The following is a 26666-nucleotide window of genomic DNA, read 5'->3' as shown; positions in this document are numbered from 1 at the left end:
AAACTAAAAAAGCCAGACGCAATGTCTGGCTTTGTTTTTGGGCAATCCCAAACGGATTGCTTGCATGGCCTAAAGCCGTTAGGCAAACTATAGCCTTTGATTTCCATCCCAGTGAAAAAGAGTAAAGAATGAGCACACAAACTGTCGCCACGACACAAATTAGCCAAATGTTGGCGATGCAAGATGCAATGAATAGCCGAGTCAGTGACACTTGGCGCGAGAATGGTTACGAGTGGTATCGCGCCATCTGGGTTGAGTGTGCGGAAATGCTGGATCACCACGGCTGGAAATGGTGGAAGCACCAAGAAATTGACGTGCCTCAAGTACAGCTGGAATTGGTCGACATTTTCCACTTTGGTTTAAGCCTGCGCTTAATGACGGGCGCAAGTGTTGATGACATTGCGACCACGCTTACCGATGAACTGGCACACACCAGCGATGAAACCGACTTCAAATTAGCGCTAGAGCAGCTGGCATCGGCTGCCGTTAGTAACCGTGAGTTCAACGCGCAAGCATTTGCTGACTGTATGCGATTAATGCATATGGATTTAGATGAACTGTTTCGTCAATACGTTGGTAAAAACACACTGAACTTTTTCCGCCAAGATTACGGCTACAAAGAAGGTACTTACATCAAAGTATGGCACGGTAAAGAAGATAACGAAGTATTGGCAGACGTGGTCGCTAAGCTTGATACAAGCGCCAATGACTTCCAGCAGCAAGTGTACGATGCGCTAGCCGCCAATTACCCAAGCTAGCACCTAAACTTTTAAACACGAATACGCTCTATTTAACCTCAGGTTTAAATAAGAAATAGTGGCTCATTAATAAATTCATACGCTGAATTTTATAGCTACTTCTAGCGAGAAATTTTTTCTGATATCAAGGCGAATTTGCGCGTCAATAGCTGGCCTATTGCAAGTAAATTCAACGCTGATAGCAGGAAAAAGAGCCGCTAGAAGCACATTAATTATTTAAAGCTGAGGTTATTTCAGATCTCTGGCACACATTCTGCTTTAACAGGTTATATCGGTAACCCGTCAAGAATTTGAATCGTTGGAGATGTTTATGGAGCTTATCCTTTTTGCACTGATCAGTTTGATCGCAATTGTCGCCGTATTGGCAAGCCGTTTAACTGATAACAGTTTTCCATTTCCCTTTGACAGCAAGCCAGCTGTTTACACCGCAGCAGAAAAGAATTTTCTCAATTTAGTGGAGAGTGCGCTAGGGCCAGAATACCGAGTGCTTAATCGCGTTGCCTTGGCTGATATTGTCAATATTCGTCGCGGCGTTTCCAAAAAAGCCACCCAAAGCGCGTTAAAAAGCGCAAACAGCAAGTACTTAGATTTTGTCATCTGTCAGCGCAGTACCATGAAGTTATTAGGTGCCGTTGACTTGGTCGATACCAATGGCAAAGGCTACAAAGTCAAAAAAGACTGGTTTGTTGGCGGCGCGCTAGAAGCAGCATCGATCCCTCACGTGCGTATTAAAGTGAAGCCAAACTACACTGTTGAAGAAATTCGCGCATGTTTAGGCAGTAAAATACTGGGTCGCAACGTAAAAACTACGCCTAAAATCAAAGGCCGTGTTATTCCGGCACCTATGGTTAGAGCCCGCCCTAAAAGCACTGGCACAGTTGAATCTAGCGATATGAATACTGGTGCGATTACCGCACACGCCGCCAAACAAATGGCAAACCAAGGCGCGCTGGCTGGCTCTCCTATGCCAGCTATGCCTCACTAACCTTAGCATCTAAATACCAAACGATTTGGAGCGAGTTTTTCACTGGCTCCAAATCGCTTTATTTCATCTTATTTTACTGATTTTACTGGCTTTACGAATTGCCACTGCCCCTTTGATGCTGATAACATCTTTTTTACAACAAGTAGTACAGGATTAGTTTATGAAATCTCAGCAAAAAGGCTTCACCTTGATTGAGTTAGTGGTGGTTATTGTTATTCTCGGCATTCTTTCCGCGGTAGCTGCGCCAAGGTTTATCAATTTAACCTCGGATAGTCGCACCGCAGTCATTGAAGGGGTTGCCGGTGCTATTGCATCAAGTTCAACCTTAGTTGCCGCCAAAGCGCGTATTGATAACATTGACGATGGCAGTATTACCGTTGATGGCAATACTGTTACAGTCGACCAAGGTTTTGCCAGCGGTCATTGGAATAACGCGTGGCGCTTCTTGATCAATGTTGGCCAAGATATTTCGTTCACAAGCGCCAATGCTGAGTGCACACTCAACGATCTCTGCGGTGTCGGTAATCAGAACAACGCGCCTAACCTGGATTTCACACCGAGCCCAGCTAACAGCAATGGCTTAATGCTTATCTGGCAGCGTGGTTATCGATTAGCGGATGCTTGCTACGCTTATTATTTCAACCCGAAAACTGGTGCTGAGCCACGCATCGGCACAGTTACCACTGGCTGTTAATATTCAATGGCGTATAATCGCGCTAACTATTATTAACCGAGATTTCCAATGAAAGCAGGTATTATTGGCGCCATGGAGCCAGAGGTTGCAATTTTAAAAGCAGCGCTTACCAATCCAACCACCACGAACCATGGTGGTTTTGAATTTCACGAAGGCCAATTAAATGGTCGTGACGTGGTTATTGTTCAATCGGGTATCGGTAAAGTAGCCGCGGCACTTGCCACCGTATTGTTAATTGACAAATTTGCCCCTGACTACGTCGTTAATACCGGCTCTGCAGGCGGTTTTGAACAGTCGCTCAAAGTGGGTGATATCGTTGTCAGCTCAGAGGTACGCTACCACGATGTAAACGTCACAGCGTTTGGCTACGAGATTGGCCAGTTACCTGCCAATCCTGCTGCTTACATTCCACACCCTAAACTGGTTGATGCCGCCAAAGCCGGTATTGAACAGCTTGAGAACATCAATACATTGGTTGGCCTGATCACCACAGGTGATACCTTTATGACGGCTGACGAAGATATTGCCAAAGCGCGCGCAAACTTCCCATCGATGGCGGCAGTGGAGATGGAAGGGGCAGCCATTGCGCAAACATGTCATCAATTTGGCGTTCCATTTGTCGTGATTCGCTCGATGTCTGATATTGCTGGTAAAGAATCACCAACATCCTTTGAAGCCTACCTAGAAACCGCGTCGGTGAACTCTTCCGAGCTAGTGGTGAATATGATCAACTCATTAGAAGGCGAAAGCTTGAACTAATGACTTGGTTGACTGCACTGCCGCCACCATTTGAAAGCCTTTTTTTACTATTGGCGGTTTTGTTAGTTAAGCGTGTGCTGCAAACCATTGCGGCGCACAATCCATGGCAGTTTTTTCAATTCTTTTGCTATCAACTTGCCAACAAAGTGAACAAAGTGGAAAACGGACAAAGCCAGCAAAGCATTTCTGGCTTTGTTGCCGTTGTTGTTACCTTTACGCCTTTGTTCGTTATTCTCTGGTTGTTTGCCGATTTCGTCGCTGTACCACACCTTTGGCAAGCGCTACTCCTCTATTTCGCATTGGGCTCACTCACCTTAGTACCAACAGCTAAAAAAATTATTAAAGCGCTCAGCACTGGCGACAATTACAAGGCCAAGCAAACGCTCAAACCGCTGGTGTTAAGGGAAACTGAACAACTGTCTGCTATGGGGTTGTCAAAAGCCACCATTGAAGTGCTCATCGTCAAGCACATGCAGTTAACCGTGAGCGTGATACTGATTTATCTGGTCGCTGGTCCGCTTGCCGCCGTCAGCTATCGTTTGTTGCTCGAAATGCATTACGCGTGGAATCCCAAGCGCCCTAACATGGCTACATTTGGCGGCTTTGCCAATGCGCTGTCGCAAGTGCTTACCTGGTTACCTAGTCGACTCTTTTTGCTGGCGGGTCTACTGCTGTCTTTTGGCCAGCAATCAACCTTGTTGTGGCGCTTGACCTTGCCAAAATTTTTCCAATTGAACAACGATGCGCTGATCCAGTTTTTCGCAATCGCATTAAACATTAAGCTTGCCGGTGTCGCGATGTACGATGGCAAAAAGCTCAGACGTACTGAGTTCAATAGCAAAGGCAGAGCGCCTGATCGCAACGCCGTGGCGCAAAGTTATCAATTTATTGGCCGTATCAATACGCTACTTGTTGTACTCGTTATCAGCTACTACGTGTTAAGTTGGGCGGCATCACAAACGCTCACTTAATTGCCTTAACCAATACGAATTGCCCTGCTCAAACTGCCAGCTGACATTGAATTCATCACTATAATGAATACCAATTGGGCACGAACTCTCTAGCAACGTCCCCTTTAACTACACCGTCAGGAGCCAAAATGAATAAGTTAACCTCTATCTTCCTTATGTTGGTCAACAGTTTAGCCTTTGCATCCGACAGGCCAAGTGTCTCTCAAGCGCATCTGCTAAGCCTTATCAATGCACCTTACACAACGGGCTACACTTTGTTAGATGTACGCAGTAGTGAAGAATATCAAAGCGGCCATATTCAATCGGCAATTAATATCAGCCACATGACCCTAAGTGATGAGCTCGCCAAGCTGCCCAGCAACAAAGACGCCAATATTATTGTTTACTGTCGCTCTGGACGCCGCGCTGGTATTGCCGAACAAATACTGCGAAACAAGGGTTATACCAATGTTTGGCATTTAACCGGTGACGTTGTCGCTTGGCAAGCGAGCGGTTTGCCGCTAGAGACTGAAAATTAAGTTGGTATTAATTGGTATAAGTTAAGCGATGAACGAGTTGTTATTCTGGTCTGATATTTTCGGCACTGTGGTCTTTGCGCTCTCTGGCGCGTTAATGGCAGGTCGATTTAAACTCGACCCATTTGGTGTGATTGTCTTAGCAGCGGTGACCGCCATTGGCGGCGGAACGATCCGCGATATTATTTTGGGTGCACCCGTATTCTGGCTCGCGAATAGCTATTACCTGTGGGTAATATGTTTAACCGCGCTGCTCACTATTTTATTTATCCGCCGCCCGAAACGCATACCGACGCGTTTTTTACTTATTGCTGATGCGTTTGGGTTGGCGTTGTTTGCCGTCGTCGGCACGGAAAAAGCGTTGTCATTGGGTGCGCCCATTCCGGCTGCCGTGGTGTTAGGCACCATTACGGGCGTTGCTGGCGGCATGATCCGCGATGTGCTCTGTAATGTGATTCCACTGATTTTACGGCAAGAAATCTACGCAACCGCTGCCATGCTAGGTAGCAGCTTATTCGCGTTGCTTTCTTGGTACGGGGAAGATCACGCCTTAACCTTAGTGCTTGCCATGACAACCACGTTAGCATTGCGCTTAGCGGCCATTTATTGGCGAGTCTCCCTGCCAGCATTTCATATTCGCGATAAAGAGCACGAATAATACAAACCTAGCCCACTGTCGTAGCCCAAAGTCGTATTAGGCTTCGATACCCCAGCCGTCATTGTAACCTTTAAATTTTGCCGCCAATTGTTCGAATTCGGCTTCTTGTGCGACGATGCCATCGTAACTAGGCACCATGCAAACAGTGCAGTCAACATCCCAAATATTGGGGGTTTCATCTGGATGAAGCACCACTTGCATGGTTGGCGCTGCCGACTTTAAATGCGCAACCAGCTGCTCAGCCTGCGCTTTTTCTTCAAATAGCTGAAAGAAGACAACGTCATGCATTTCGCTTAAATCAATACCTGCTTGTTGCATTTCGCGCAGGACATTACCCGTATCATCATTGGGAAAAGACATAGTAGTGACACAATTAACAGAAGATGCTCGGCATTATACCCAAGCTATTTGAAGATGCGAGTAACAGTTAGTCGCCAATAGCGCTATCAAGCTTGATATAGAAGTGTTTAAACACCTCCTTGGCTATTGAATTGGGCTATCTATTGAATTGAACAGATATTGTGATGGCATGTCAGCGATAACTCGCTAATGCGCTCCTCGCATTCATTGTCCGTTTTGCTGAACGCCTGAATAAACTCTTGGCGACTCAACATGCTCTTACCTATCGTATTCACGGCGATCACACAGCCAAGATCGATAGATTGGGTATCAATAAAGTGGCATTGGTTGACGTTCTGGCAAACCAAATTATTCAGTATGATATTTTTAGCCTGATCTAATTGTTGCAGCCGAGCAATATCAATAGCGAGCTGTTGCTTGATTTTAGCCTGCACTTGGCGCTCTTTTTCAGCAGCCTGTTTTTGATCAGCTTGTAGGGTACTTCCAGAGGCTAACGCTGACAGCGGCGTTAACTCTCTGGCAATGCTCGCCTCACTGTCACGCACATCGTTAAGTGGCGTTTGCTTGACCTGAGCCGCTTGCTCCAATTCCGCTTTTAGCGCACGTGTTTTGCGCTCATTTTCTTTGAGCATATAACCCAAGGCAAGTAACACGCTCGCTAATATGGCAAGGACAACGCAGGCGATTATCAACCATTTAAAGATGATTTGAGAAATACTCGCCTGCTTGATATGGCGTTGATAGCCAGTAGGCTCTGACGACTTAGGCACTGTGGTTAGCCAAGGGGTTTATTTGTCCAAACTGCTTGAGCATCGCAGCGACCGCGTATTGGACTTTATTGTTGACTTCCAAACTCGTATCCTTTTCGCGAATACCCAGTGGATAGCTTGCCCGCCAAACTGAGCGCCGATGTTTCGGTTTGACCACATCAATCACTAAACTGCCGGGGGGAATATCGAGCCGAGCAGCTCTCGTGCCTGTTTTACTGTTAATTAAGCAATACGAACAATAGTTAACCCCGAGATTATAGGTTTTAAAACTGCGTTGGCTTTGGCGCACGACATAATAAGTAACGATCACATCAGCTTGTGTGCTGTCTTTTAACGTTAGACCATGATTATCCATCGCTCGCTCAATCGCTAATTCAATACCGTTACGCATGCCATCGCTCACTAACTGCCAGTCACTAAACTCGTCATCGCGCTGATACAAGCCATAAGATTTCACTTGGCTAAAGTCGAAAATTGGCTGGTATTTCACAATGGCAACTTTAGGTTGCGAACTGCAAGCAGTTAACAACAAAAAAGCGCTAAGGCAGCATAAGCGGCGAGCAAACTTAGTGAAGTGAAAAAAGCGTTTAAGCGAGCTGATTCGCATAGATTAGTTTTATTATTTAACGATTCTTGTCAGTTAGCCTACCGAGTGACCAAGAAAATACAAGCATAAAAAAGCCAGCAAGTCGCTGGCTTTCATTGAGGTTATTTGAGCTTTATTCGCTTTGGCTAAGCCGAAGTGACTAAGCCGAACTGATTATGCAGAAAAATTTAGGCAGTAGTTACACGGGCAAATTTGCGCTTACCCACTTGGTAAACTGCGGTTGTCCCCGCTGCAATTTGCACTTTGTTATCAGCAACTTTCTCGCCATCAATTTTCGCAGCGCCTTGCTTAATCATACGCATCGCTTCAGACGTACTGGCTACCAAGCCTGCTTCTTTAAGTAAATTAGCAATAGCAATCACGCCATCAGTTGTATCAATGGTTAGCTCTGGCATTTCATCTGGCATTGCACCTTTTTGGAAACGGTTGATGAACTCTTGGTGAGCTGCATCAGCCGCCGCTTGATCGTGGAAACGTGCGATAATTTCTTTCGCTAGCTCGATTTTCACGTCACGCGGGTTCGCGCCATCTGCGATTTGCTGTTTGAAGGCGTCGATTTCTTCAATCGGCTTAAAGCTTAGTAAGTCGTAGTAGCGCCACATCAGATCGTCAGAAATTGACATGATCTTACCGAACATTTCCGTTGGCGTGTCAGTGATACCAATGTAGTTACCCAGAGATTTAGACATCTTTTGCACACCGTCTAAACCTTCAAGTAATGGCATCATCAATACCGTTTGTGGGCGCTGGCCTTCCACTTTTTGTAGTTCACGCCCCATTAATAGGTTGAACTTTTGATCGGTACCACCAAGCTCTACGTCAGCTTCAAGGGCCACAGAATCCCAACCTTGAACCAGTGGGTACATAAATTCGTGAATGGCAATTGCTTGGCCGCCTGCATAGCGCTTTTTGAAGTCGTCGCGCTCCATCATACGCGCTACAGTTTGGCGTGAAGCCAGTTTTAGCATGCCCGCAGCACCTAATTTTTCCATCCACGTTGAGTTAAATTCAACGCGCGTTTTGGCCGGGTCAAGAATTTTGAACACTTGCTCTTTGTAGGTTTCCGCATTGGCCAACACATCTTCTTGCGTTAACGGCTTACGCGTGACGTTTTTACCCGTTGGATCGCCGATCATACCGGTGAAGTCACCAATCAGGAAAATAACTTCATGGCCAAGCTGTTGGAACTGACGCAATTTGTTGATCAATACCGTATGACCTAAGTGCAGATCTGGAGCCGTTGGATCAAAGCCAGCCTTAATCTTTAATGGTTTACCTTGCTTGAGCTTTTCTAATAGCTCATCTTCTAGCAAAATTTCTTCGGCACCGCGTTTAATTTCCGCAAACGCTTGGCTGACATCGGTCATGTAACTCGCTCCACATCGGTCAAATATTTCATCAATAAGTCGCCGATTCTACTGTAAATTAAGGGCTGGATAAAACCCTGTTACTGTTTAACCTACATTTTTTTGTTATAGTGACCCCACTGTTTTCACCTCGGATTGATGACTTGAGTAGTAGCCAATTGAAAAATATAAAAAATTTATATTTATCTCTGCCTAAGCAGCACAAGGTAGTGATCAGCGTTGTATCTTCCCTGCTGGTCCTGTCGTTACTGCTTCCGTCGGAAAAAGCCACCGCCAGTAAACAAGCATCCGCATTGGAAGTGGGTAAGCGCTATCAAGTCACTGCTCAAGGTGTGACTCAAGTTGCGAAAAGCGAGCCAGTTGCCCAATTAACTCGTGACGAAAACCTCGCAACCCACAGCGAAAACAGCGTAAAAAATCAACAAAACAGTGATGTAGACACACTTGCTAACAATTTAGTCGAGCCTGTTGAAGCAGCTGAAAACTCAAAACAAGCCCAAGTAGTAGCGCCAGTGCTTAATTGGCAATCAGCAACCGTTAAAAAAGGCGACTCGTTAGCCAAAATATTCAAACGTGCAGGCTTGAGCGCCCGCACTACTTACGAAGTAGACAAAGCCGCCAAACAGTTAAAGAAAATTAATGTTGGCGATACCTTGCGCATTGGCAAAGACGATCAGGGCGAGCTTGTGTCATTGGCTTATCCGCTGTCGCGCATCAAAACCTTATATGTCGATTTAGTTGACGGCAAATATCAAACCCACACAGAAGAAAAAGCCGTTGAAGTGCGTGAAACCTTCGCACACGGTATTATCAACTCCAGTTTTTGGAATGCTGGCATCAGCGCGGGTCTTGACGATAACCAAATTATCTCGCTTGCCAATATTTTCGGCTGGGATATCGACTTTGCGCTAGATATTCGCAAAGGTGATAGCTTCCACGTGGTGTATGAAAACCGCTATGTCGATGGCGAGTACATCGGCCCAGGCAAAATACTCGCGGCAGAGTTTGTCAACCAAGACGAAGAATTCAAAGCCATTCGCTTTACCGATGACGAATACTACACACCAGCAGGAAAAAGCATGCGCAAAGCGTTTTTACGCGCGCCAGTGAACTTCCGCTATATTAGCTCGAACTTTAAACCTCGTCGTTTTCATCCCATTCAAAAACGTTGGAAAGCCCATAACGGCGTCGATTATCGCGCTTCAACTGGCACTCCGGTAGTGGCTGCTGGCAACGGCAAAGTTACGCATTCGACGTACAACAAGTACAACGGTAATTACGTGTTTATTCAGCACGGCGATGGCATTGTCACTAAATACTTGCACTTTTCTAAACGCGCGGTGAAAAAAGGCCAGCGCGTTAAGCAAGGGGAAGTCATTGGTTATGTTGGCTCAACCGGGATGTCTCAAGCACCGCACTTGCACTATGAGTTCTTAGTTAACGGTACGCACCGCAACCCACGCACGGTGAAATTACCGGATGCTAAACCTATCGCGAAAAAGTACAAGCAAGCCTTTGCTGCTGTCGCCGAAAAGCGTATTCAAGAGCTAAACGGTTCAAAACAAGCGCTACTGGCAATGCAAGGTAATCGCCAGAACAATGGCTAACAACAGGTTTTCATGGCGACGTACTACATTGGCTTAATGTCTGGCACTAGCGCCGACGGTATTGATGTTGCGCTAGTCACTTTCAATGACGACAAAAGCGGTAAAGAAACGAGACCAAGATTAGTCGCCAGCCATTACCAAGCATACGACGAGCAAATTAAGGCGCAAATCACCTCACTTTATTGTTCGGGTAGCGACGAAATTGAACGCGCTAACCGACTGGACAAAGCACTAGCCCAGCGCTTTGCCCAAGCCGTTGAGGAATTATTGCGTGTAGCCGATATTAGCGCTGATGATGTGATTGCCATTGGTAATCACGGCCAGACAATTCGTCACCGCCCTTCATTGCCCAATCAAGCAGAAGCTTTTCCGTTTACCTTACAAATAGGCTGCAGCCAAACACTTGCGTGTTTAACAGGCATTCCTGTTGTCGGCCAGTTTCGAGTGAAAGACATTGCCTTAGGTGGGCAAGGTGCGCCGCTGGTTCCACCGTTTCATCAATTTGTGCTGGCAAGCACACCAGCAGCGCAGCAAGCCAATGTCATCGTTAACATTGGTGGTATCGCCAACCTGACTTATTTACCAACGAAAAGCCAACACGTGCTTGGCTATGATACCGGCCCCGGTAACTGTTTACTGGACGACTGGTATCAGCACCACCACAACCAAGGGGGTTTTGATGAAAGCGGTGCATGGGCAGCATCAGGCCAATGTAATGACGAGCTGCTAACCGCACTGCTTAGCGATGCCTATTTTAGCCAACCTGCACCCAAAAGCACTGGCCGTGAGGTATTTAACCTAGCTTGGCTCACTCAACATTTAACGGGTCGCGAACTCAAGCCAGAGGACGTTCAGGCGACACTGCTTAGTTTTACCGCGAGAACCATTGCTGACGAAATTCAACAGCTAACGGCTACGTCACCTTGCCTCAACTCACATCAAAAAAATGCTGCTAAACTTCCTAATATTTGGTTATGTGGCGGTGGTCGACAGAACCCCCCCTTAAAGAAAGTACTAGCCGAACAACTGAACGCTACTGTCGCACCAATTGACGCATTGGGTATTGATGGCGACCAACTCGAAGCGATGGCGTTTGCTTGGCTTGCTTACGCGTTTACACAGCAATTGCCCAGTAACTTACCAGCGGTAACTGGCGCCAAAGCCAGAACCACGCTAGGCGTGCTTTTTACGCCATAACGCTTCGCACTATTCGCTTCATTCACTTCACCGCCGACAATTAATCTCACAGCAGTGATTCGACAAAAACTCGCGCATGAGAGCTAACTTCGATACTCAATGACGGTTTGTCTTGTAGTGGTCAACTAAAATTGACCAACACCTTATTAACGAAATATGTGATCTGGGAACTATTGTCAGAACGTTCAATCTAAGGATCTGCGGTATATCTCAACATTCTTTTAGGAGGAGCGATGGAGTTTAACGATATTCATATTGGCATGAAGTGCGGAAGTAAGAAAGGAAGTGGCACCGTAACATGGATAGACAGCTCTACACGTACCGTTTACATAGCTGACACTGAAAATAATAGCAGTATTGAAGTTAATTTTGAGGATCTTATTGAAGACCCTCAAGCACATAACAGGCAGGATATTTACTACTAATAAGGTAAACACGGTTAAAACAAAAAGCCCGTTGCCCATCAAAGTAACGGGCTTTTTGCGTTATGTTTTACACTGGGCGATTTCACCGTTAGCGTAACGCATTGACCCAGCTTTGAGCTATTCACCTGAGCTCTTCTTCCCCCACAGATAAAGCCTGCGAAAAAATAAAATCCTTTACGGCTAATACCTTAGCAAATTGCTCGGATTTATCACTTGATCACAAATTAAATAATAACTATTATCACTTACGTTTTTCATACATTCCCAGTGATTTTAAGAGGTACTGATGTACGTTTGTATATGCAAAGGCATTACAGATAAGCAAATCAAACAAATGGTTATCGAGCGTGGTGTGGGTTCAATTCGCGAACTTAAACAGCAACTTGATATTGCCTCCCAATGTGGTACCTGTGTAAAACTCACTCAACAAGTGATTGATAATACAATCGTTGATGAAAGCCTATTTAAAGATGTAGGCTAGCAAAAATATTTGCTATCAATAAGCTAATTGATAATCATTATTTTTAACAACTCATTGAGTTTGTTAGTTTTTTTGCTTTTCACGCTAACCTCACTATACTGATATTGCCCTATATATGTAACGGACAATATCATGAAATCGCATACCAACATTATCGCGATGTTAAACAAGGTATTAACGACCGAGCTCACCTCGATCAATCAGTACTTTTTACATGCGCGAATCTATAAAAACTGGGGCTTTAGTCAACTTAACGACAAGTGCTATAAAAAGTCGATTCTTGACATGAAGCAAGCAGACAAGCTTATTGAACGCATTCTCTTCCTCGAAGGCTTACCTAACCTGCAACAGTTGGGTCAATTAGCCATTGGCGAAGAAACACCGGAAATGCTCAGTTGTGATTACAAATTTGAAATTAGCCAGCGCGCAGTATTGCAAGAAGCCATTGCCTTGTGTGAAACAGAGCAAGACTTCGTCAGTCGCGACATGCTAACTGAAATTCTTGAAGGCGAAGAAGAGCATATCGATTGGATCGAAACCCAAGAATACCAAATCGAAAATATGGGATTAGAAAAATATCTACAAGCACAGCTTTAGGAGACAACAATGAAAGGTGATAAAGCAATAATCGACAGCTTAAATGACCTGCTTGCCTATGAGCTTGCAGCCATGGATCAATACTTCATTCATTCAAGAATGTACCACGACTGGGGCTTTCACAAGCTCTTTGAACGCATTGATCACGAGTTTGACGACGAAAAAGGTCATGCATCTCTACTGATTGAGCGAATTCTCTTTCTTGAAGGCACGCCTGACATGGTCAAGCGCGAAGGTTTAAAGATAGGCAAAGATGTGCCAGAAATGCTCGCCAGCGATCTGCGCGTTGAATACGCCGTTGATGAAAAGCTCAAAGAAGTAATCGCCCTATGCGAGAGCAAGCAAGACTATGTAAGCCGCGATATGCTGCAAACGCTCATTAACGATACGGAGTCAGATCACGCGTTCTGGCTAGAACAGCAACTTGGCCTGATTGATAAAATTGGATTAAGTAACTACTTACAATCGCAAATGTAAAGCTGCGAGAAGTTGAGAATCAAAAATGCCCGCTTGATACGCGGGCATTTTTATAGACAATTCGTTATGTCGAATTTGCTAGAACGGAATATCGTCGTCAAAATCGATAGTTGGTTCTTGTGGGTTTACCTTAGGCGCTGCTGGCTGTTGTGCTGGCTGCTGAGGTGCTTGGTTAAAACCACCTTGTGCTTGGCCTGGCTGCTGAGCAGGCGCTTGATTGAAACCGCCCTGCTGTTGAGGGGCTTGGTTAAAACCACCTTGCGGCTGACTTGGCTGCTGCGCTGGTGCTTGGTTAAAGCCACCTTGCTGCTGCGGAGCTTGGTTGAAACCACCCTGCTGTTGAGGGGCTTGGTTAAAGCCACCTTGCTGCGCTGCTGGCTTAAAACCGCCCTGCTGCTGAGGTGCTTGGTTGTAACCGCCTTGCTGCTGAAAACCACCTTGACCTTGGCCACGAGAATCTAACATTTGCATGTCGTTAACGATGATCTCTGTCGTGTATTGATCTTGGCCTTGTTGGTTTTGCCATTTACGCGTTTGTAGGCGACCTTCTAAGTAAACCTTTGAGCCTTTTTTCAGGTATTCACCAGCAATTTCAGCAAGGCGCTGATACATGACAATACGGTGCCACTCGGTTTTCTCTTTTTGTTCACCTGTTTGCTTGTCTTTCCAAGTTTCACTGGTTGCAACGGTAAAGTTAGCCACAGCGCCGCCGTTTGGCATAAAACGAACTTCTGGGTCTTGACCCAAATTACCTACAATAATTACTTTATTAATACCACGACTGGCCATGTATATTTCCTATTCAATATCTGACAGTAAGCAACACGTACTGACTATAAAACCATCGTTATTCGCTCACAGGCGCACGATAGAAAATTGATCATCTGAGCTGATCGATTCTACCACTGTGTGGCTCGATGCAACAGTAAAAGATCTTTATCTGATCTAAAAATCTTGCCCCCCAATAATGATCATTACTGCCAAGCCAGAGCTAGCTAGCGCCTGGTGAAGACTCGACTATATGCTCGGTTAATAGCAGACGAATATTTTCCGGAATAGCCGCTGATTTTTGCTGTTTAAAATCAAAGTGCACCATGACCGCCGTGCCACTGGCAACCCGCTGACCGTTTTGCCAAAGCTCTTGGTAAACATCAAATGAAGAGCCACCAATTCGGCTAATTGCGGTGCGCACTTCCATGGTCTCGCCATAATACATTTGCGCTTCAAATGAGACATCAATTTTGGCCAAAATAAGAGGCCAGTTTGCGGTATCTAAGGTTGGCGTAAACAGCCTAAATACAGGCGTTCTCGCGCCTTCAAACCAAATGGGAACTTTTGTGTTGTTAATGTGACCAAGCGCGTCGGTGTCACTAAAATGCGGCGTAAAAGATTCCGTGAACATTGTCATCTCATGGTTATTGCAAAACGCTTATATTAACCAAATTGAGACAATACGCTAGCAACGAGCAAAAACTTCAAGCCAACTTTGCTATCAGTAAATAAAAAAAGGAATAACACGCACCAATTAAATATCTCTATAATCAAAGAAAATCGAACGAATTCCCCCGAACTGGCTGAAAAACACGATGATCAAGTTTGAAATTAACGGTAAATCCACAGCACTCGATGTTGATCCTAACGCCCCTTTACTTTGGGTGGTGCGCGAAGTCATTGGTCTAACTGGGAGTAAGTTTGGCTGCGGTATGGGCTTATGCGGTGCATGTACCATGCATTTAAATGGTGAGCCTGTGCGTACATGTGTACTGCCAGTGAGTGCAGCTAATGGTCAAAGGGTAACGACAATTGAAGGGATTGCTGATGGCGAATCACTGCACCCTGTGCAACAAGCTTGGGTCGATGAAAATGTACCACAATGTGGTTATTGCCAGTCAGGGCAAATCATGTCGGCGCTGGCGCTATTAGAGAAAAATACCAATCCGAGTGACAAGGATATTCAAGCCGCGATGGCAGGTAATATCTGTCGCTGCGGTACTTACCCAAGAATTGAAAAAGCCATCAAGCGAGTGATCAGCAACGGGCAACCTTTGCCGCAAAGCTCGCCCAAAGAGTCAGCTGTAAATACTAGTGCTGCAGTAACCCTAGCAAGCAATGCAACTAATGCAACCCAAGCAACTAATGTAACCACAGCTAGCAGTGGCGTCGAAATATTTGAGCCTGCTAAGCGAGAAGTGCCTAGCAAAGCTGATACAGGAGTAAAAGCTACAAGGGAGGCAGTGTAATGACTATTACTCGTCGTGGCTTTCTCAAATTAAGCACTAAGCTTGCCGCAGCATCCAGCGCCAGTTTAATTGTTCCCGTATCAGGTTGTGCGGCAAAACCACATGCCATTGCGCAAACAAGCAGCGCCAGTTATCAAGATGAAGGCTTTATTCAAATTCTCGCCACAGGTGAAGTACATTTTGTGTTGCCACGCGATGAAATGGGACAAGGTATTTACCACGGGTTAACCACATTAATTGCCGAAGAACTGGCACTTGCTCCTGAGCGCATTAACGTGCATTTTGCCCCGGTTGATAAAACCTACACCAATACTGGTTACAACATGCAAGGTACTTGGGGCAGCAGCAGTATTCGCGAGCATTACCTGCCGCTTCGTCAAGCCGCGGCAAATGCACGAGCAACAATACTTAAAGCTGCCAGTACTCAACTTAACACGCACCGAAATGCGCTAGCCCTTAACGATGGTTTTGTTGTTTTCCAAGACAACAAATACCCGATGGGTGATTTTATTCAAACTGCTGCGCAGCTATCTCCCGTTGATGATGCGCCACTTAAAGCCGCTAATGAATTCCAGCACATTGGTAAACACAGCAAACGAATCGACATTACAGCCAAAGTCACGGGGCAAGCACACTATGGTATCGATTTGGGCGAAAATGTGCCTAATTTACATCGTGCAACCGTCATCCATGGGCCAAGCATAGATGCAACCCTTGTTGATTTTGATGCCAGCAAAGCGCTTGCGCTAGAGGGGGTTACCGATGTTGTCGCGGTGCCTACAGGTCTCGCCATTGTTGCTAAACACTACTGGCAAGTGCAGCAAGCGATCCCTTTGATAGAGATCAACTGGTCACAAGGGGGGTTAGCGACATTCAATAGCAGTGAGTTACCGCAACACCTAACGCAAAAGCTATCGCAAGAATCCGGTATTAAAGCATTTAAACAAGGTGATGGTGCAGATGCCCTAAACGACGAAACATACCAAGCATTGAATCATCACAGCGCCACTTATTTCGCACCTTATCTTGCCCATATGACCATGGAGCCAATGAACTGCATTGTGCATATCAATAATGAGCAATGTGATATTTGGGTTGGGACGCAAGCGCCGGAGTTTGCTCGCAATGGTGTCGCGGATCTGCTGGATCTTGATCGCGACAAAGTTACCTTGCATAACCAATTTATGGGGGGCGGTTTTGGCCGACGTGTTGGCGTAGATTATATTTTGGAAGCTGCTCACATTGCCCGTCAAACCAATAAACCGATTCAACTTATTTGGTCGCGCACCGAAGACTTGCACAATGACTATTATCGACCGCCAGCACTTATTCAGTATCAAGCCAAAGTTGATGACCACGGCTACTTAAAAGTCCTCAGTGGCCGACGAGCTGGGCCTAATATTTTCCCCTATGTGTTGCCCGAAGCTTTACCTGCGGTGCTGCCGGCATTTGTCCCTTCGGGTGTTTCCGCTTGGCTGGCAAAACGCGGCGGCGATGTGATCAACAACTGGAAGAATGAAACCTCCAGCGTTGAAGGGCTATTTGAAGACTACTTGCCTGAGCATTGTGAAATTCGCAACGTCACTTACGATCCTGGCATTCGCACGGGCTACTGGCGCGGTGTAGGCCATTCACTTAGTGGATTTTTTAAAGAAACCTTTATTGATGAGCTCGCCTATCAAGCCGATCATGACCCTGTCGAGTTTCGCTTGAAAAACTTAAAAGATGAGGGGCTAAAGCACGTGCTCAGCATGGCTGCACAGCATGCTAATTGGCCATCTAAATCAGCATCAACTAGCCCAGAGTCAACTAGCATTAGCAAGCGCGCGCTAGGTGTTGCCGTGCATCGTTCATTAAAAACCGCAGTGGCACAAATTGCTGACGTTTCAGTTGAGGCAGATAAGGTTATTGTTCACTCGGTTACCTGTGTTATTGATTGCGGCGTCGCGATCAACCCTGACGTTATCAAAGCGCAGATGGAAGGTAGCATTATTTTTGGTATGTCGGCGGCATTGAACAGCCAAGTAAAGATTGAGAATGGCCAAATAGCACAAACAAACTTCCACGATTATCCGATCATGCGTTATCCGCAAACACCGCAAATTAACGTTTATATTGTGCCGTCAACCAAGCCACCTACAGGCGTGGGTGAACCGGGTGTGCCCCCTATCGCAGCGGCTATTGGCAATGCAATTTATGCGGCCACTGGCAAGCGCCTTCGTTCATTGCCACTAACGCTTAACGAATCTGTATAAACAACTTCCCGATAAAAAAGCCCGTGAATCAACCGACTTTGATTCACGGGTTTGTCTTCTAGTTGCGCTATTCAACTAAACGCTAGGCAAAAACAACATTGCGCTCGCCATTGACAATAGCTTGTAGGATCGTTTTTACGTTGGATGCCTTCATCACTTTAGGGACAGCGTAAGACTGATTTGCCTCTGACAAGGCATCACACGCAATGGCATCAAAATCACTGTCTTTTAGGCCCTCGAGTGTTGCCGGAATTTGCACTGCTTCTGATAGCTCATCAATACGCTTGATAAAATCTGCCGCAAGCACTTTTTCATCTAACGATTTTGGCGGTGTGGCTAAAGCACGCTCTAGTTCGGCAAAGCGCGATTGACAAACACTTTGATTGTAACGCAGTACTTTCGGCAATATCACCGCATTAGCTAGGCCATGCGGAGTATTGTAATGCGCGCTAATTTGATGAGAAATAGCGTGTACATAGCCAAGGCCGGTTTTACTAAAGGCATAACCCGCTAAAAATGACCCCAGTGCCACCATTTCTCTGGCGTGTAAATCGCTGCCATCCTGGTAAGCAATAGGTAAATACTTCACCAATAAACGAATAGCAGAAACGGCGTCACGCTCCGCATCACTAAATTTTACGGTTGAGGTATAAGCCTCAATTGCATGCGTTAGTGCATCCATGCCAGTTGTTGACGTCATTTCGGGTGGCAAGCTGGCAATAAGCTCAGGGTCTAACGCTGCCGCCACTGGCACATATTCAGGGTCAATAAAGAACTGCTTTTTATGGGTGCTGGTATCCGAGATTACCGCAACCGAGGTGACCTCAGAGCCTGTGCCTGATGTACTCGGCACGGCATAGAAAGGTAACGGCGCATTTTTGACTTTCAGCATACCGATCAGCTTGCTCGACACCGCACCATTGGTTAACGCCGCGCTGACCACTTTAGCCGTATCAATCGCCGATCCACCACCGACAACCAACACGCTGTCACATTTATTGGCGATCGCTAAACTCAAGCAATCTTCAACAATTTTAAAGGTGGGATTTGCCGCAACACCATCAAATACTGACACTTCGCAGCCCGCTTTGGTGAAGCTTTCAATAGTGCCTTGTATGGCACCATTGGCATGAAGAAAACCATCAACAATGATTAGTGGTCGTTTGTGACCATTGACCACCATTAATTCCGTTAACTTAGCCGTTGCTCCTTGCCCTTGAAATAGCGTTGGTTTTTTCGTTGGGAAAAATGTCGAAAGACACTTAATCGCATATTTATTAATCGTTGAACGCACACCTATTCTCCATTGTCTCAGTCGGTATTAAAAATAATAACAACTCTGTGTTGATGCCTTATAAAGCAAAGCTTGATGTACTCGCCAACTCACCTAATTTTCCTTTACAAATCATATATTTTCTTTATCACTATCGTGAAAGATTACGCATTTTATAACCTTGATGCTTGCACTAGTTGGTTCTCTACACGCTTTTGGTATGAACCAGACATTAGCACGTTAAGTGCTAACCTTCGCAATTTGAGTAATTACTCAGTTTTTCTATATAAACCTGTGCACAAAAAAAACGCAAGCGATATTTATTAACCCCTATCAAAAAATGGAATAGCTATTTCTTATATAAACAAGTAATACTTAAACTGTGCCAATGACTTGCTCAGTTTTAAGAGCTAAAACTCGCGTTAAAAAAACTTTTCTGAGTACCGTTTGGCACAACAAGGAACGACAAAAAAGTAACAACAAGAAAAAATAGCAACAGGAGTAATATTTAATGTCATCAACAGCAGAAAAAGTCGCGCTGATTGTCGGGGCTGGCGACTATATTGGTAGCGCGATTGCTAAACGCTTCGCCCAAGAAGGTTATCTCGTTTGTTTAGGGCGCAGAAAAGCAGAAAAACTTGCGCCACTCGTCGATGAAATAAGCAAACTCGGGGGCAAAGCAAAAGCCTTCGCTTTAGATGCTCGCGACGAAGCTAATGTGGAACAAGTATTTGCTGAGATTGAAAATACCGTGGGCGAAATCGACGTGATGATCTTTAACGTGGGTGCCAATGTTCAGTTCCCAATTCTAGAAACCACGTCACGGGTATTCCATAAAGTTTGGGAAATGGCCTGTTTTGCGGGATTTTTAAATGGGCGCGAGGCAGCAAAATATATGGTGCCAAGAAAACGTGGCTCCATCTTTTTCACGGGCGCAACTGCCAGTGTTAAAGGCAATGCCGGATTTGGTGCATTTTCAAGTGCCAAGGCAGGTCTGCGCTCACTCGCACAAGCCATGGCGCGTGAATTGGGCCCTCAAAATATTCACGTTGCTCACTTGGTCATTGATGCTGGTGTAGATACCGAATGGGTACATCAGTTGATGAAAGAGCGCGGTATTGACGAGAGTTCACTGCCAGAAGACGGTTTAATGAAGCCCGAATCAGTCGCACAAGCATACTGGCAGCTGCATCAGCAATCTCGCGATGCATGGACCTTCGAGCTTGATATCCGTCCATATGCAGAAAAATGGTAAGCAAGGAGCAACTAATGACCACGAACGTCGAATTTCACTTTGATTTTGGTAGCCCTAACGCCTACTTAGCCCACCTGCTAGTGCAAGAATTAGCACAGAAAAAAGCCGTTACGTTTGATTATACACCGGTACTACTTGGTGGTATTTTCAAAGCGACTGGCAATACCTCGCCGTTTCTGGCGAATCAAAAAATAAAGAACAAGTTTGCCTATATGCAGGCGGAGTTACGCCGATTCTTAACACGTTACCAGCTAGCCGATAAGTTTAAACTCAACCCGCATTTTCCAGTTAATACCTTGATGATAATGCGCGGTGCAATCGCAGCCCAAAGCCTTGGCGAGGAAGTGTTTCAAAAGTACGTTAATACCATGTTCGATGGTATGTGGCGACAAGGCTTAAAGATGGACGATGCGCAAGTATTGGTAGAAGTGTTATCTGCCGCCGACTTGCCCGCTGATGAGATTATGACGCTGTGCCAAAGTGATGAAATCAAACAAAAGCTGGCAGCAAACACGCAATATTCAGTGGATAAAGGCAGCTTTGGCGCGCCGAGTTTTTACATCGAAGACGAATTGTTCTTTGGTAAAGAAACGGTAGCGGAAATAGCCGAGCGCTTATCGTGATTATTAAGCAAGTTACCCGCGAAACCGACTAATTACGCGCTTGGTGCGGCTGACTTTCTAGTTTACGAGTATAATCAAATCACTAGCGTGACAATATTGGTTCAGCACAGTAATCACGTACCAACATTGATTAAATTTTACCTTAACTAAGAAGGAAGTCAGCCACTGATGAGCAGTCTGTTATTTTATTTACTCAGTATTTACCTGCTAGCCTGCGTTATTATTCTGGCCTTGTGTTTTCGCTCCGTCTACGCACATCAGCGATTAGGCATCAGTTACCCGAAATTAACACTGCAAGGTTTTTGGCGTATTCATCTCGAAGCAATGACCAGCTCCGCCAAACTCGTGTGGTGGGCATTAACTAAACACGACAAAAAAGACCCGATTAAAATCAGCAAAAACCACCGCCCTTATATTTTGTGTGTGCATGGTTTTTATATGAATGGCAGCTGTTTTTATGGCTTGCGCAAAACGCTGTCGGCACAAGGCTTTGATTCTTGGGGCATAGACATGGGCAAGCCTTATATTGCGCCACAAGTGTATGTCGAACGTTATGCACAAGCCATTCAAGAGATCATTCGTATCGATCCCGAGCGCAAAATAGTTGTCGTCGCCCATTCCATGGGCGGCTTGATCACCCGTTTAGTGCTGCAACGCCACCCTGAACTTGCACCTCACATTGGGCTAGTGATCACCTTAGGTAGCCCACATCTAGGCACGGCCAGTGTGACCCGTTTTGCTCTTACGTGGACGAGAAAAATGTTCTATAGCAAAGGGAATTTCATTACGAATTTACCGAGCTTTGAGGAGCTGATTCCCAGTACTAAAGTTATCACGATCGCCTCAAAACAAGACTTAATCGTTTACCCATATACCTTCAGTCATTTACCCGGCACTCAAGCTATTGATTTAGAGTGGATTAGTCACGGTGGCTTGCTCACAAAACAAGATTGCCAAGCGATGGTGGTAGATTTGCTCGACCAAGAAGCGGACACTATTGGTGACCGATTCTAACTGACAAGCGCTAATCAACAAGTAAGCTATGCTGTCGGTTTTTGATTAGCATTGTTCGACTGATAATTGCTAGCAAGTAGCAACAAAAAGCATAAAAAAAAGCTAGAAGACATACTAATGTATCTGTCTTCTAGCTTTTATCGTTTCAATAGCACTCGATTTTGAATCGACTAGTGCTTTAACTTATTTTTAAAATGCAGGTTTAAGGTGCCGATTAAAATGCTAATTAAAACGAATAGTTAACTTGTGCACTCAGGATAGTTGCATTTGAGCTTTGCGTAGCATTCAGCGTAGAGCTGATCGGGCCAACGGCACGAGACTCAGAAAGGCTCACTTCACGACCATAAACTTTTAATAAAGAGAAGTCGATCGTTGTTGACTCATCCATAGTGTAGGTTGCACCAGCACTGAACCATTGACGATCCGTATCTGGAATGTTTAGTGTGCGATGTTCAGTGACTGCGGCACCTTCATCGTACGCGTAACCGGCACGAACTGTCCATGCGTCAGATAATTCGTAAGTTGCACCTAAGCTTAGCTTCCAGTTATTTTCAAAGTGCTCTTCTGCAATAGGGAAAATAGTACCGTCTGCTAAATCCGCTTCTAGTACATCAAAGCTGCTCCAACCAAACCAGTTAGCGCTTGCTTGAATTGATAACGCATCAGTAATTTGTTGGCTGATCGCAAGTTCAGCAACTGCAGGTAAATCCAGATCAACCGTACCTGACTGATTTGCACTTGCAATCACTTCTGATGATAAGTCACCTGAAACTGCTAACTTAGTTTCAGAGCGGTAGCTTAAACCAATGTTAGTTGAGCTTGTTGGCTTCCAAAGTACACCAAGATTCCAGCTATAACCCCAATCATCACCTTCCATTTGTGCAATTTGAGCACCTGCAGGTACTAAACCGCCAACGGCATCAGAAATAACGTTAGAAACAGCAGAGCCTAATTCAGCTTCAACAAAGCTTGCCGTAACACCTAAGCCCAAGCTTAACTCGTCTGACACTTGATAAGCGATAGTTGGGTTGATGCCTAAGCTAGTGATTTCAGCTCTGTCACCGAAGTGTAACGCGTTAAAGTCTGAATCAAAGTCAGTTGATAAACCGAAGTTAGCAAATACGCCAATACCCGCAGACCATTTGTCATTTAGCGGCTGTACGTAGAAAAATGCAGGAATAACTGCGCTTGGACTAACGTCGTCATGTGATGCGTCATGAGTCACTGTGCCAGCGGGAGTGCCGACAGTTACCGTGCCGTCAATATCAATACCTGGATCAATGTAGCTGGCAAAAGCACTGAGTTGAGCCTTGTCGAATTCAGTAATTGCGGCAGCGTTTGAGTATAACACTGTCGCGTTTTCAGCAAGTGCTGCTTGACCAGCAAACGCACGGCCTAAGCCGTTAGCACTGTGCTCGTGCAGATAGAAACCCGCTGCTGTTGCAGAAGTAGATAATAAAACGGCTCCAACTTGTAAGCCCGCTGCAATAAGATTTAATTTAAAAGATTTGGTTTTCATTTATTTAATAATAACTCTTTCGTGTTTTCTAATGGTTACATCAACCTGATGGCGGCAACCTCGTTGAAAAGCAAAGTACTCGTTAGAGTCGCAAACAGTCCATTCACACGCTAGATAACCAGCGGCTCACTTTGCTTAACGATGGATTTAGCGAAATGTTTGAAAAGAAGAGGTATGTGTACTGCAAGCCAGAAAAATCCGGCTTTCACTGAGAGAAAAAGTATGCGATACAACTAAAAAACTTCAACATACGACGCCAAAAAGCGGAGCATTCTACCCCAGCTGCACTGAGTAATGAAGCCATACCAGTTGAGCATTGGGTAAATGCTGATAAAGATGGCGAAGAAAACATCGATTCTCGCCATAAATTCCACGCGGGGATGCTATGCGAAATTTATGAATCTGAACAATAAATTTATTTCACAACAGCTATAAAAGATTTTGATAAGGAAAGGCGTCAACAACGAACAATCGCCTAAACATTGCTATGCTAGCGCAGTAGACCTGCAGGGCTTTAGCCAAGCTGAATTTACTTGACTAAGCGTTTGATTCGATATGATTAATTATCTTCGCCACCCTCAGCGAGCATATATTGCGAGAATAATTCGACCACTTCTTTAACCACAGGGATCAATAAATTTTCTGGTTTTAATAGGCAGCGGCATTGCCAAAAAACTTCCGTTTGAAAATCGAGTTTTACTAATTCGCCGCTGGCAAACTCTTTATGGAATAGGGTCTCTGGACCAGCCGTCACATAATCAGAATTGGCGACGATCGTTTTAGCCATATTGTAATTATCGCAAATGATCACGGGATCCAGTGGTCGTCCGCGCAGTAATTCCGTCACTTGGCTACCTAGGCTTTTCGGGATATTGGGCGTGATGGATTTGTATTTCATCAGCACCTCAAGGCTGACATTTTTCTCTTTCGCGAGTTCGTGATCTTTGCGCACAGCGGCGACTAACTTGTCGTAATTCATGAACGGCGTAATAAATTCACTCGGTACATCGTTCCCTGCAAATGGCCCAATCGCGATATCAATTTGGCTTTTCTTTAGCGCATCAAGTAAACCTTCTGACGACATAGTGACCACAGAAATTTTAAATTTGTAATCTTGCTCGGCAAAATCTAATAACGCTTTAGGTAAAATATCTTGCTCAATAATAGGCCCAACACCAACGCGCACGGTGCCGCCAACTAAATTAGCCATTAACTCCAGCTGGCGCTCGATAATATCGAGCTGACTTTTTAACTCATCGCCCTTTCTTAACAGCAAGCGAGCAGTTTCTGTTGGGATCATGCCGGCGCTATCGCGGAAGAACAATTCCATATTAATTTTCTGCTCTAGACGACTAACTTTTTTGCTTAAAGTGGGTTGTGAAACGCTCAATAATTCAGCTGCTTTATTGATACTACCAACCTCACTGATCACCTTGATCATGTGGATATCTGAAATATCGATCACATCAAATGCCTGTTGTATATAATTTTTTATGCCCGCTAGCATAGTATGTGGCTAATAGAATGTATAGGAATAACGTATATAACGAGGCGCTATAGCAAGTAATGTTTGCGCTACATCAATGGCGAGTTATAAACAGATAAGCGCTGATGAACGGTGGGAATTCTAAGTAAATGATAAAAATTCAGGGGTCTAAAAATAGCAATGGGCAAAGGATTTGTCATCCTTTGCCCACCTTCTGACTGCTTGCTTTAAAGGTTTAGTAGGCGCTTTATTCCTACTAAGCGCGAACGCGCTTAACGGTTTGACCGCGTTTCCAGAAGTTAAATAGTACCGCGATCACTGACCAAATACCTCGCACTTTGGTCTTTGGACTTTTGCCATCACCCATACGGCGAATGTTGTCGGTGTACCAGCTAATTTCCATGATCGCCATTTGATCAATTTTCTTGATACCCGTGGTGATTGGCTGAACCGTTGAGACAAAACCTTGACCGTTAAGGACTTTATTCGCTAAATCAGGGTCAACAGCTAGTGGGCGTGCAATACCGACCACGTCAACCGCGCCTGAATTAACCGCTTCTTCCATAGCTGCTTGGCTTCTGAAACCGCCGGTTACCATGATTGGTGCAGAAACGTTTTCTTTTAATTGCTCAGCAAACTCTAAGAAGTAAGCTTCACGCTTTTTCGTGCTCTCTTTCAGGTTACCTTTGCGGTTTACTGGGTTCTCCCAGCTACCACCTGAAATTTCAATCATATCGATACCAAGCTCATCTAAGCATTTACAGACTTCAATTGACTCTTCTTGCGTGAAACCACCTTTTTGGAAGTCTGAAGAGTTTAGTTTGATACCAACAGCAAAGTTTTTACCTAGCTTAGCGCGAATGGCTTTGTACACTTCAGTCACGAAACGCATTCTGTTTTCTAAGCTACCGCCCCATTTATCTTCACGTTTGTTGTGATTTGGTGACAAGAATTGGCTAATCAGGTAACCGTGTGCACCGTGCAATTGAACACCGTCAAAGCCCGCTTTTTCTAAAATGCTCGCGGTGTTAGCAAAACGCTCGATAATATCTAAAATTTCTTCTTCAGTTAGCTCACGCGGTGGGAAGAACATATCGCTTGCTAGTGGTACAGCAGATGGTGCTACCGGGTGACCGTTTAAGAATTTAGGGGATTGCTTACCCGGGTGGTTTAGCTGCGCCCAAATTTGGCCACCTTTTGACTTTGCACCACGAGCCCAAAGCTCTAGTAAATGCATGTCGCGCTCATCTTCAACAGCAACGGCTAATGGTTCGTTAGCGTGGCGCTTATCGACCATTACGTTACCCGTCACTAATAGACCTGAACCACCTTCTGCCCAAGTACGGTATAAGACTTCAAACTGTCTTACTACTCGGCCATCGCCAGTTGCCATGGCTTCATTCATTGCAGACTTACAAATTCGGTTTTTAAGAACAGAACCTGAACGTAGTTTAAGCTCTTCTGATAGTGGAGTGTTTGACATCTTAAATCCATCTTACCTTGGGGTTTAACGTGCCACGATAGTACTTAATAAAAATTACGCAAGGTAATGAACTTATTTTTGCTGCGTTATGAAAATTTTGAATGGCTAATTTTGACATTCTTTAGCGGGTCTTTTTTAGAGTTATTACTCTATGAAATATCCATATATCAAAAGCTTATATTCGATAAATTATTAAGGGTGAGTAAATTTTTTCACTGTTCGAAATTAAGTTTCCTTACCTATGATGTAATCAAACAGTAATTTAAACATTGATATGTTTTAGGTGGATT

The 26666-nt window shown here is 45.0% G+C and carries 27 protein-coding genes and 1 pseudogene; 18 read left to right on the top strand and 10 right to left on the bottom strand.

Annotated features, from left to right (window positions below):
- Positions 1-128: 128 nt before the first annotated feature.
- From DXX93_RS02565 to DXX93_RS02535, 7 genes are all read left to right on the top strand, one after another.
- Positions 129-758 (top strand): dUTP diphosphatase, encoded by a 630-nt coding sequence (locus tag DXX93_RS02565; protein ID WP_116006671.1) that lies wholly within the window; start codon positions 129-131, stop codon positions 756-758.
- Positions 759-1068: 310 nt separating this feature from the next.
- Positions 1069-1743 carry a DUF2726 domain-containing protein gene (locus DXX93_RS02560; RefSeq protein WP_116009806.1) on the top strand — a complete coding sequence of 225 codons (675 nt, stop codon included), beginning with the start codon at positions 1069-1071 and terminating at the stop codon, positions 1741-1743.
- A 160-nt stretch (positions 1744-1903) separates the two neighbouring features.
- Positions 1904-2437 carry a type II secretion system protein gene (locus DXX93_RS21085; protein ID WP_116006670.1) on the top strand — a complete coding sequence of 178 codons (534 nt, stop codon included), beginning with the start codon at positions 1904-1906 and terminating at the stop codon, positions 2435-2437.
- A gap of 48 nt (positions 2438-2485) precedes the next feature.
- Complete coding sequence (gene mtnN / locus DXX93_RS02550; RefSeq protein WP_116006669.1) at positions 2486-3196, top strand: 5'-methylthioadenosine/S-adenosylhomocysteine nucleosidase; 711 nt, start codon at positions 2486-2488, stop codon at positions 3194-3196.
- Positions 3196-4167, top strand: coding sequence for a cobalamin biosynthesis protein CobD/CbiB (locus DXX93_RS02545; protein WP_116006668.1), 972 nt, complete (start codon positions 3196-3198; stop codon positions 4165-4167). The genes mtnN and DXX93_RS02545 overlap by 1 nt, the downstream gene beginning before the upstream one ends.
- 128 nt (positions 4168-4295) lie before the next feature.
- Entirely contained in the window at positions 4296-4685 is a 390-nt protein-coding gene (locus DXX93_RS02540; RefSeq protein WP_116006667.1) for a rhodanese-like domain-containing protein, read from the top strand.
- A gap of 28 nt (positions 4686-4713) precedes the next feature.
- The gene (locus DXX93_RS02535) at positions 4714-5340 is read left to right on the top strand and encodes a trimeric intracellular cation channel family protein (RefSeq protein ID WP_116006666.1); all 627 of its coding nucleotides are present in this window, start codon (positions 4714-4716) and stop codon (positions 5338-5340) included.
- Positions 5341-5376: 36 nt separating this feature from the next.
- On the opposite strand, the gene DXX93_RS02530 is transcribed toward DXX93_RS02535, so the two are convergent.
- From DXX93_RS02530 to tyrS, 4 genes are all read right to left on the bottom strand, one after another.
- On the bottom strand, positions 5377-5700 hold the full coding sequence (locus DXX93_RS02530) for a ribonuclease E inhibitor RraB (protein WP_116006665.1): 324 nt from the start codon (positions 5698-5700) through the stop codon (positions 5377-5379).
- A 140-nt stretch (positions 5701-5840) separates the two neighbouring features.
- Complete coding sequence (locus DXX93_RS02525) at positions 5841-6470, bottom strand: hypothetical protein (RefSeq protein WP_116006664.1); 630 nt, start codon at positions 6468-6470, stop codon at positions 5841-5843.
- Positions 6463-6960 (bottom strand): DUF4136 domain-containing protein, encoded by a 498-nt coding sequence (locus DXX93_RS02520; protein WP_181902120.1) that lies wholly within the window; start codon positions 6958-6960, stop codon positions 6463-6465. Before DXX93_RS02520 ends, DXX93_RS02525 begins: the two co-directional genes overlap by 8 nt.
- Positions 6961-7244: 284 nt before the next feature.
- Positions 7245-8444 carry a tyrosine--tRNA ligase gene (gene tyrS, locus DXX93_RS02515; RefSeq protein WP_116006662.1) on the bottom strand — a complete coding sequence of 400 codons (1200 nt, stop codon included), beginning with the start codon at positions 8442-8444 and terminating at the stop codon, positions 7245-7247.
- 167 nt (positions 8445-8611) lie between these two features.
- Here tyrS and DXX93_RS02510 point away from each other — a divergent pair, with 167 nt between their 5' ends.
- The 6 genes from DXX93_RS02510 (at position 8612) to bfr (DXX93_RS02485) (ending at position 13228) form a co-directional block, all read left to right on the top strand.
- Positions 8612-10051, top strand: a complete 1440-nt coding sequence (locus tag DXX93_RS02510; RefSeq protein ID WP_441351379.1) for a peptidoglycan DD-metalloendopeptidase family protein — start codon at positions 8612-8614, stop codon at positions 10049-10051.
- A gap of 12 nt (positions 10052-10063) precedes the next feature.
- Positions 10064-11248 (top strand): anhydro-N-acetylmuramic acid kinase, encoded by a 1185-nt coding sequence (locus tag DXX93_RS02505; protein WP_116006661.1) that lies wholly within the window; start codon positions 10064-10066, stop codon positions 11246-11248.
- A 233-nt stretch (positions 11249-11481) separates the two neighbouring features.
- Entirely contained in the window at positions 11482-11673 is a 192-nt protein-coding gene (locus DXX93_RS02500) for a hypothetical protein (RefSeq protein WP_116006660.1), read from the top strand.
- Between the two features lie 286 nt (positions 11674-11959).
- A complete protein-coding gene (locus DXX93_RS02495) occupies positions 11960-12154 on the top strand; it encodes a (2Fe-2S)-binding protein (RefSeq protein WP_116006659.1) in 195 nt (64 codons plus the stop codon).
- A 132-nt stretch (positions 12155-12286) separates the two neighbouring features.
- Positions 12287-12751 (top strand): bacterioferritin, encoded by a 465-nt coding sequence (gene bfr, locus DXX93_RS02490; RefSeq protein ID WP_116006658.1) that lies wholly within the window; start codon positions 12287-12289, stop codon positions 12749-12751.
- A gap of 9 nt (positions 12752-12760) precedes the next feature.
- A complete protein-coding gene (bfr, locus tag DXX93_RS02485) occupies positions 12761-13228 on the top strand; it encodes a bacterioferritin (protein WP_116006657.1) in 468 nt (155 codons plus the stop codon).
- Positions 13229-13306: 78 nt separating this feature from the next.
- Here bfr (DXX93_RS02485) and ssb read toward each other — a convergent pair whose 3' ends face one another.
- Together ssb and DXX93_RS02475 are read right to left on the bottom strand one after the other, a co-directional pair.
- A complete protein-coding gene (gene ssb, locus DXX93_RS02480; protein ID WP_116006656.1) occupies positions 13307-14017 on the bottom strand; it encodes a single-stranded DNA-binding protein in 711 nt (236 codons plus the stop codon).
- 202 nt (positions 14018-14219) lie between these two features.
- On the bottom strand, positions 14220-14630 hold the full coding sequence (locus DXX93_RS02475; protein WP_116006655.1) for an acyl-CoA thioesterase: 411 nt from the start codon (positions 14628-14630) through the stop codon (positions 14220-14222).
- Positions 14631-14814: 184 nt separating this feature from the next.
- Here DXX93_RS02475 and DXX93_RS02470 point away from each other — a divergent pair.
- Positions 14815-15270 (top strand): annotated as a pseudogene (locus DXX93_RS02470) ((2Fe-2S)-binding protein); the annotation flags it as partial.
- Positions 15271-15467: 197 nt separating this feature from the next.
- Positions 15468-17723, top strand: coding sequence for a xanthine dehydrogenase family protein molybdopterin-binding subunit (locus DXX93_RS02465; RefSeq protein WP_116006653.1), 2256 nt, complete (start codon positions 15468-15470; stop codon positions 17721-17723).
- Between the two features lie 82 nt (positions 17724-17805).
- Here DXX93_RS02465 and DXX93_RS02460 read toward each other — a convergent pair whose 3' ends face one another.
- Complete coding sequence (locus tag DXX93_RS02460) at positions 17806-19017, bottom strand: iron-containing alcohol dehydrogenase (protein WP_147302629.1); 1212 nt, start codon at positions 19015-19017, stop codon at positions 17806-17808.
- Between the two features lie 490 nt (positions 19018-19507).
- On the opposite strand from DXX93_RS02460, the gene DXX93_RS02450 reads away from it, so the two are divergent.
- The 3 genes from DXX93_RS02450 to DXX93_RS02440 all read left to right on the top strand — a co-directional run bounded on the left by DXX93_RS02450 (position 19508) and on the right by DXX93_RS02440 (position 21888).
- Positions 19508-20251, top strand: a complete 744-nt coding sequence (locus DXX93_RS02450; RefSeq protein WP_116006650.1) for an SDR family oxidoreductase — start codon at positions 19508-19510, stop codon at positions 20249-20251.
- Between the two features lie 14 nt (positions 20252-20265).
- Positions 20266-20874, top strand: coding sequence for a 2-hydroxychromene-2-carboxylate isomerase (locus DXX93_RS02445; protein ID WP_116006649.1), 609 nt, complete (start codon positions 20266-20268; stop codon positions 20872-20874).
- Positions 20875-21042: 168 nt separating this feature from the next.
- Complete coding sequence (locus DXX93_RS02440; RefSeq protein ID WP_116006648.1) at positions 21043-21888, top strand: esterase/lipase family protein; 846 nt, start codon at positions 21043-21045, stop codon at positions 21886-21888.
- 226 nt (positions 21889-22114) lie between these two features.
- Here DXX93_RS02440 and DXX93_RS02435 read toward each other — a convergent pair whose 3' ends face one another.
- From DXX93_RS02435 to DXX93_RS02425, 3 genes are all read right to left on the bottom strand, one after another.
- The gene (locus tag DXX93_RS02435; RefSeq protein WP_116006647.1) at positions 22115-23407 is read right to left on the bottom strand and encodes an OmpP1/FadL family transporter; all 1293 of its coding nucleotides are present in this window, start codon (positions 23405-23407) and stop codon (positions 22115-22117) included.
- Between the two features lie 559 nt (positions 23408-23966).
- Positions 23967-24872 carry a LysR family transcriptional regulator gene (locus DXX93_RS02430; RefSeq protein ID WP_181902119.1) on the bottom strand — a complete coding sequence of 302 codons (906 nt, stop codon included), beginning with the start codon at positions 24870-24872 and terminating at the stop codon, positions 23967-23969.
- 277 nt (positions 24873-25149) lie between these two features.
- Positions 25150-26376 carry an NADH:flavin oxidoreductase/NADH oxidase family protein gene (locus DXX93_RS02425; RefSeq protein WP_116006645.1) on the bottom strand — a complete coding sequence of 409 codons (1227 nt, stop codon included), beginning with the start codon at positions 26374-26376 and terminating at the stop codon, positions 25150-25152.
- Positions 26377-26666 lie beyond the last annotated feature (290 nt).

Origin of the sequence: Thalassotalea euphylliae, assembly GCF_003390335.1 — a bacterium.
GTDB classification, from domain to species: Bacteria; Pseudomonadota; Gammaproteobacteria; order Enterobacterales; family Alteromonadaceae; genus Thalassotalea_F; species Thalassotalea_F euphylliae_B.
Note: the sequence above shows the minus strand (reverse complement) of the source record. Positions and strands in the feature narration are given on the sequence as shown.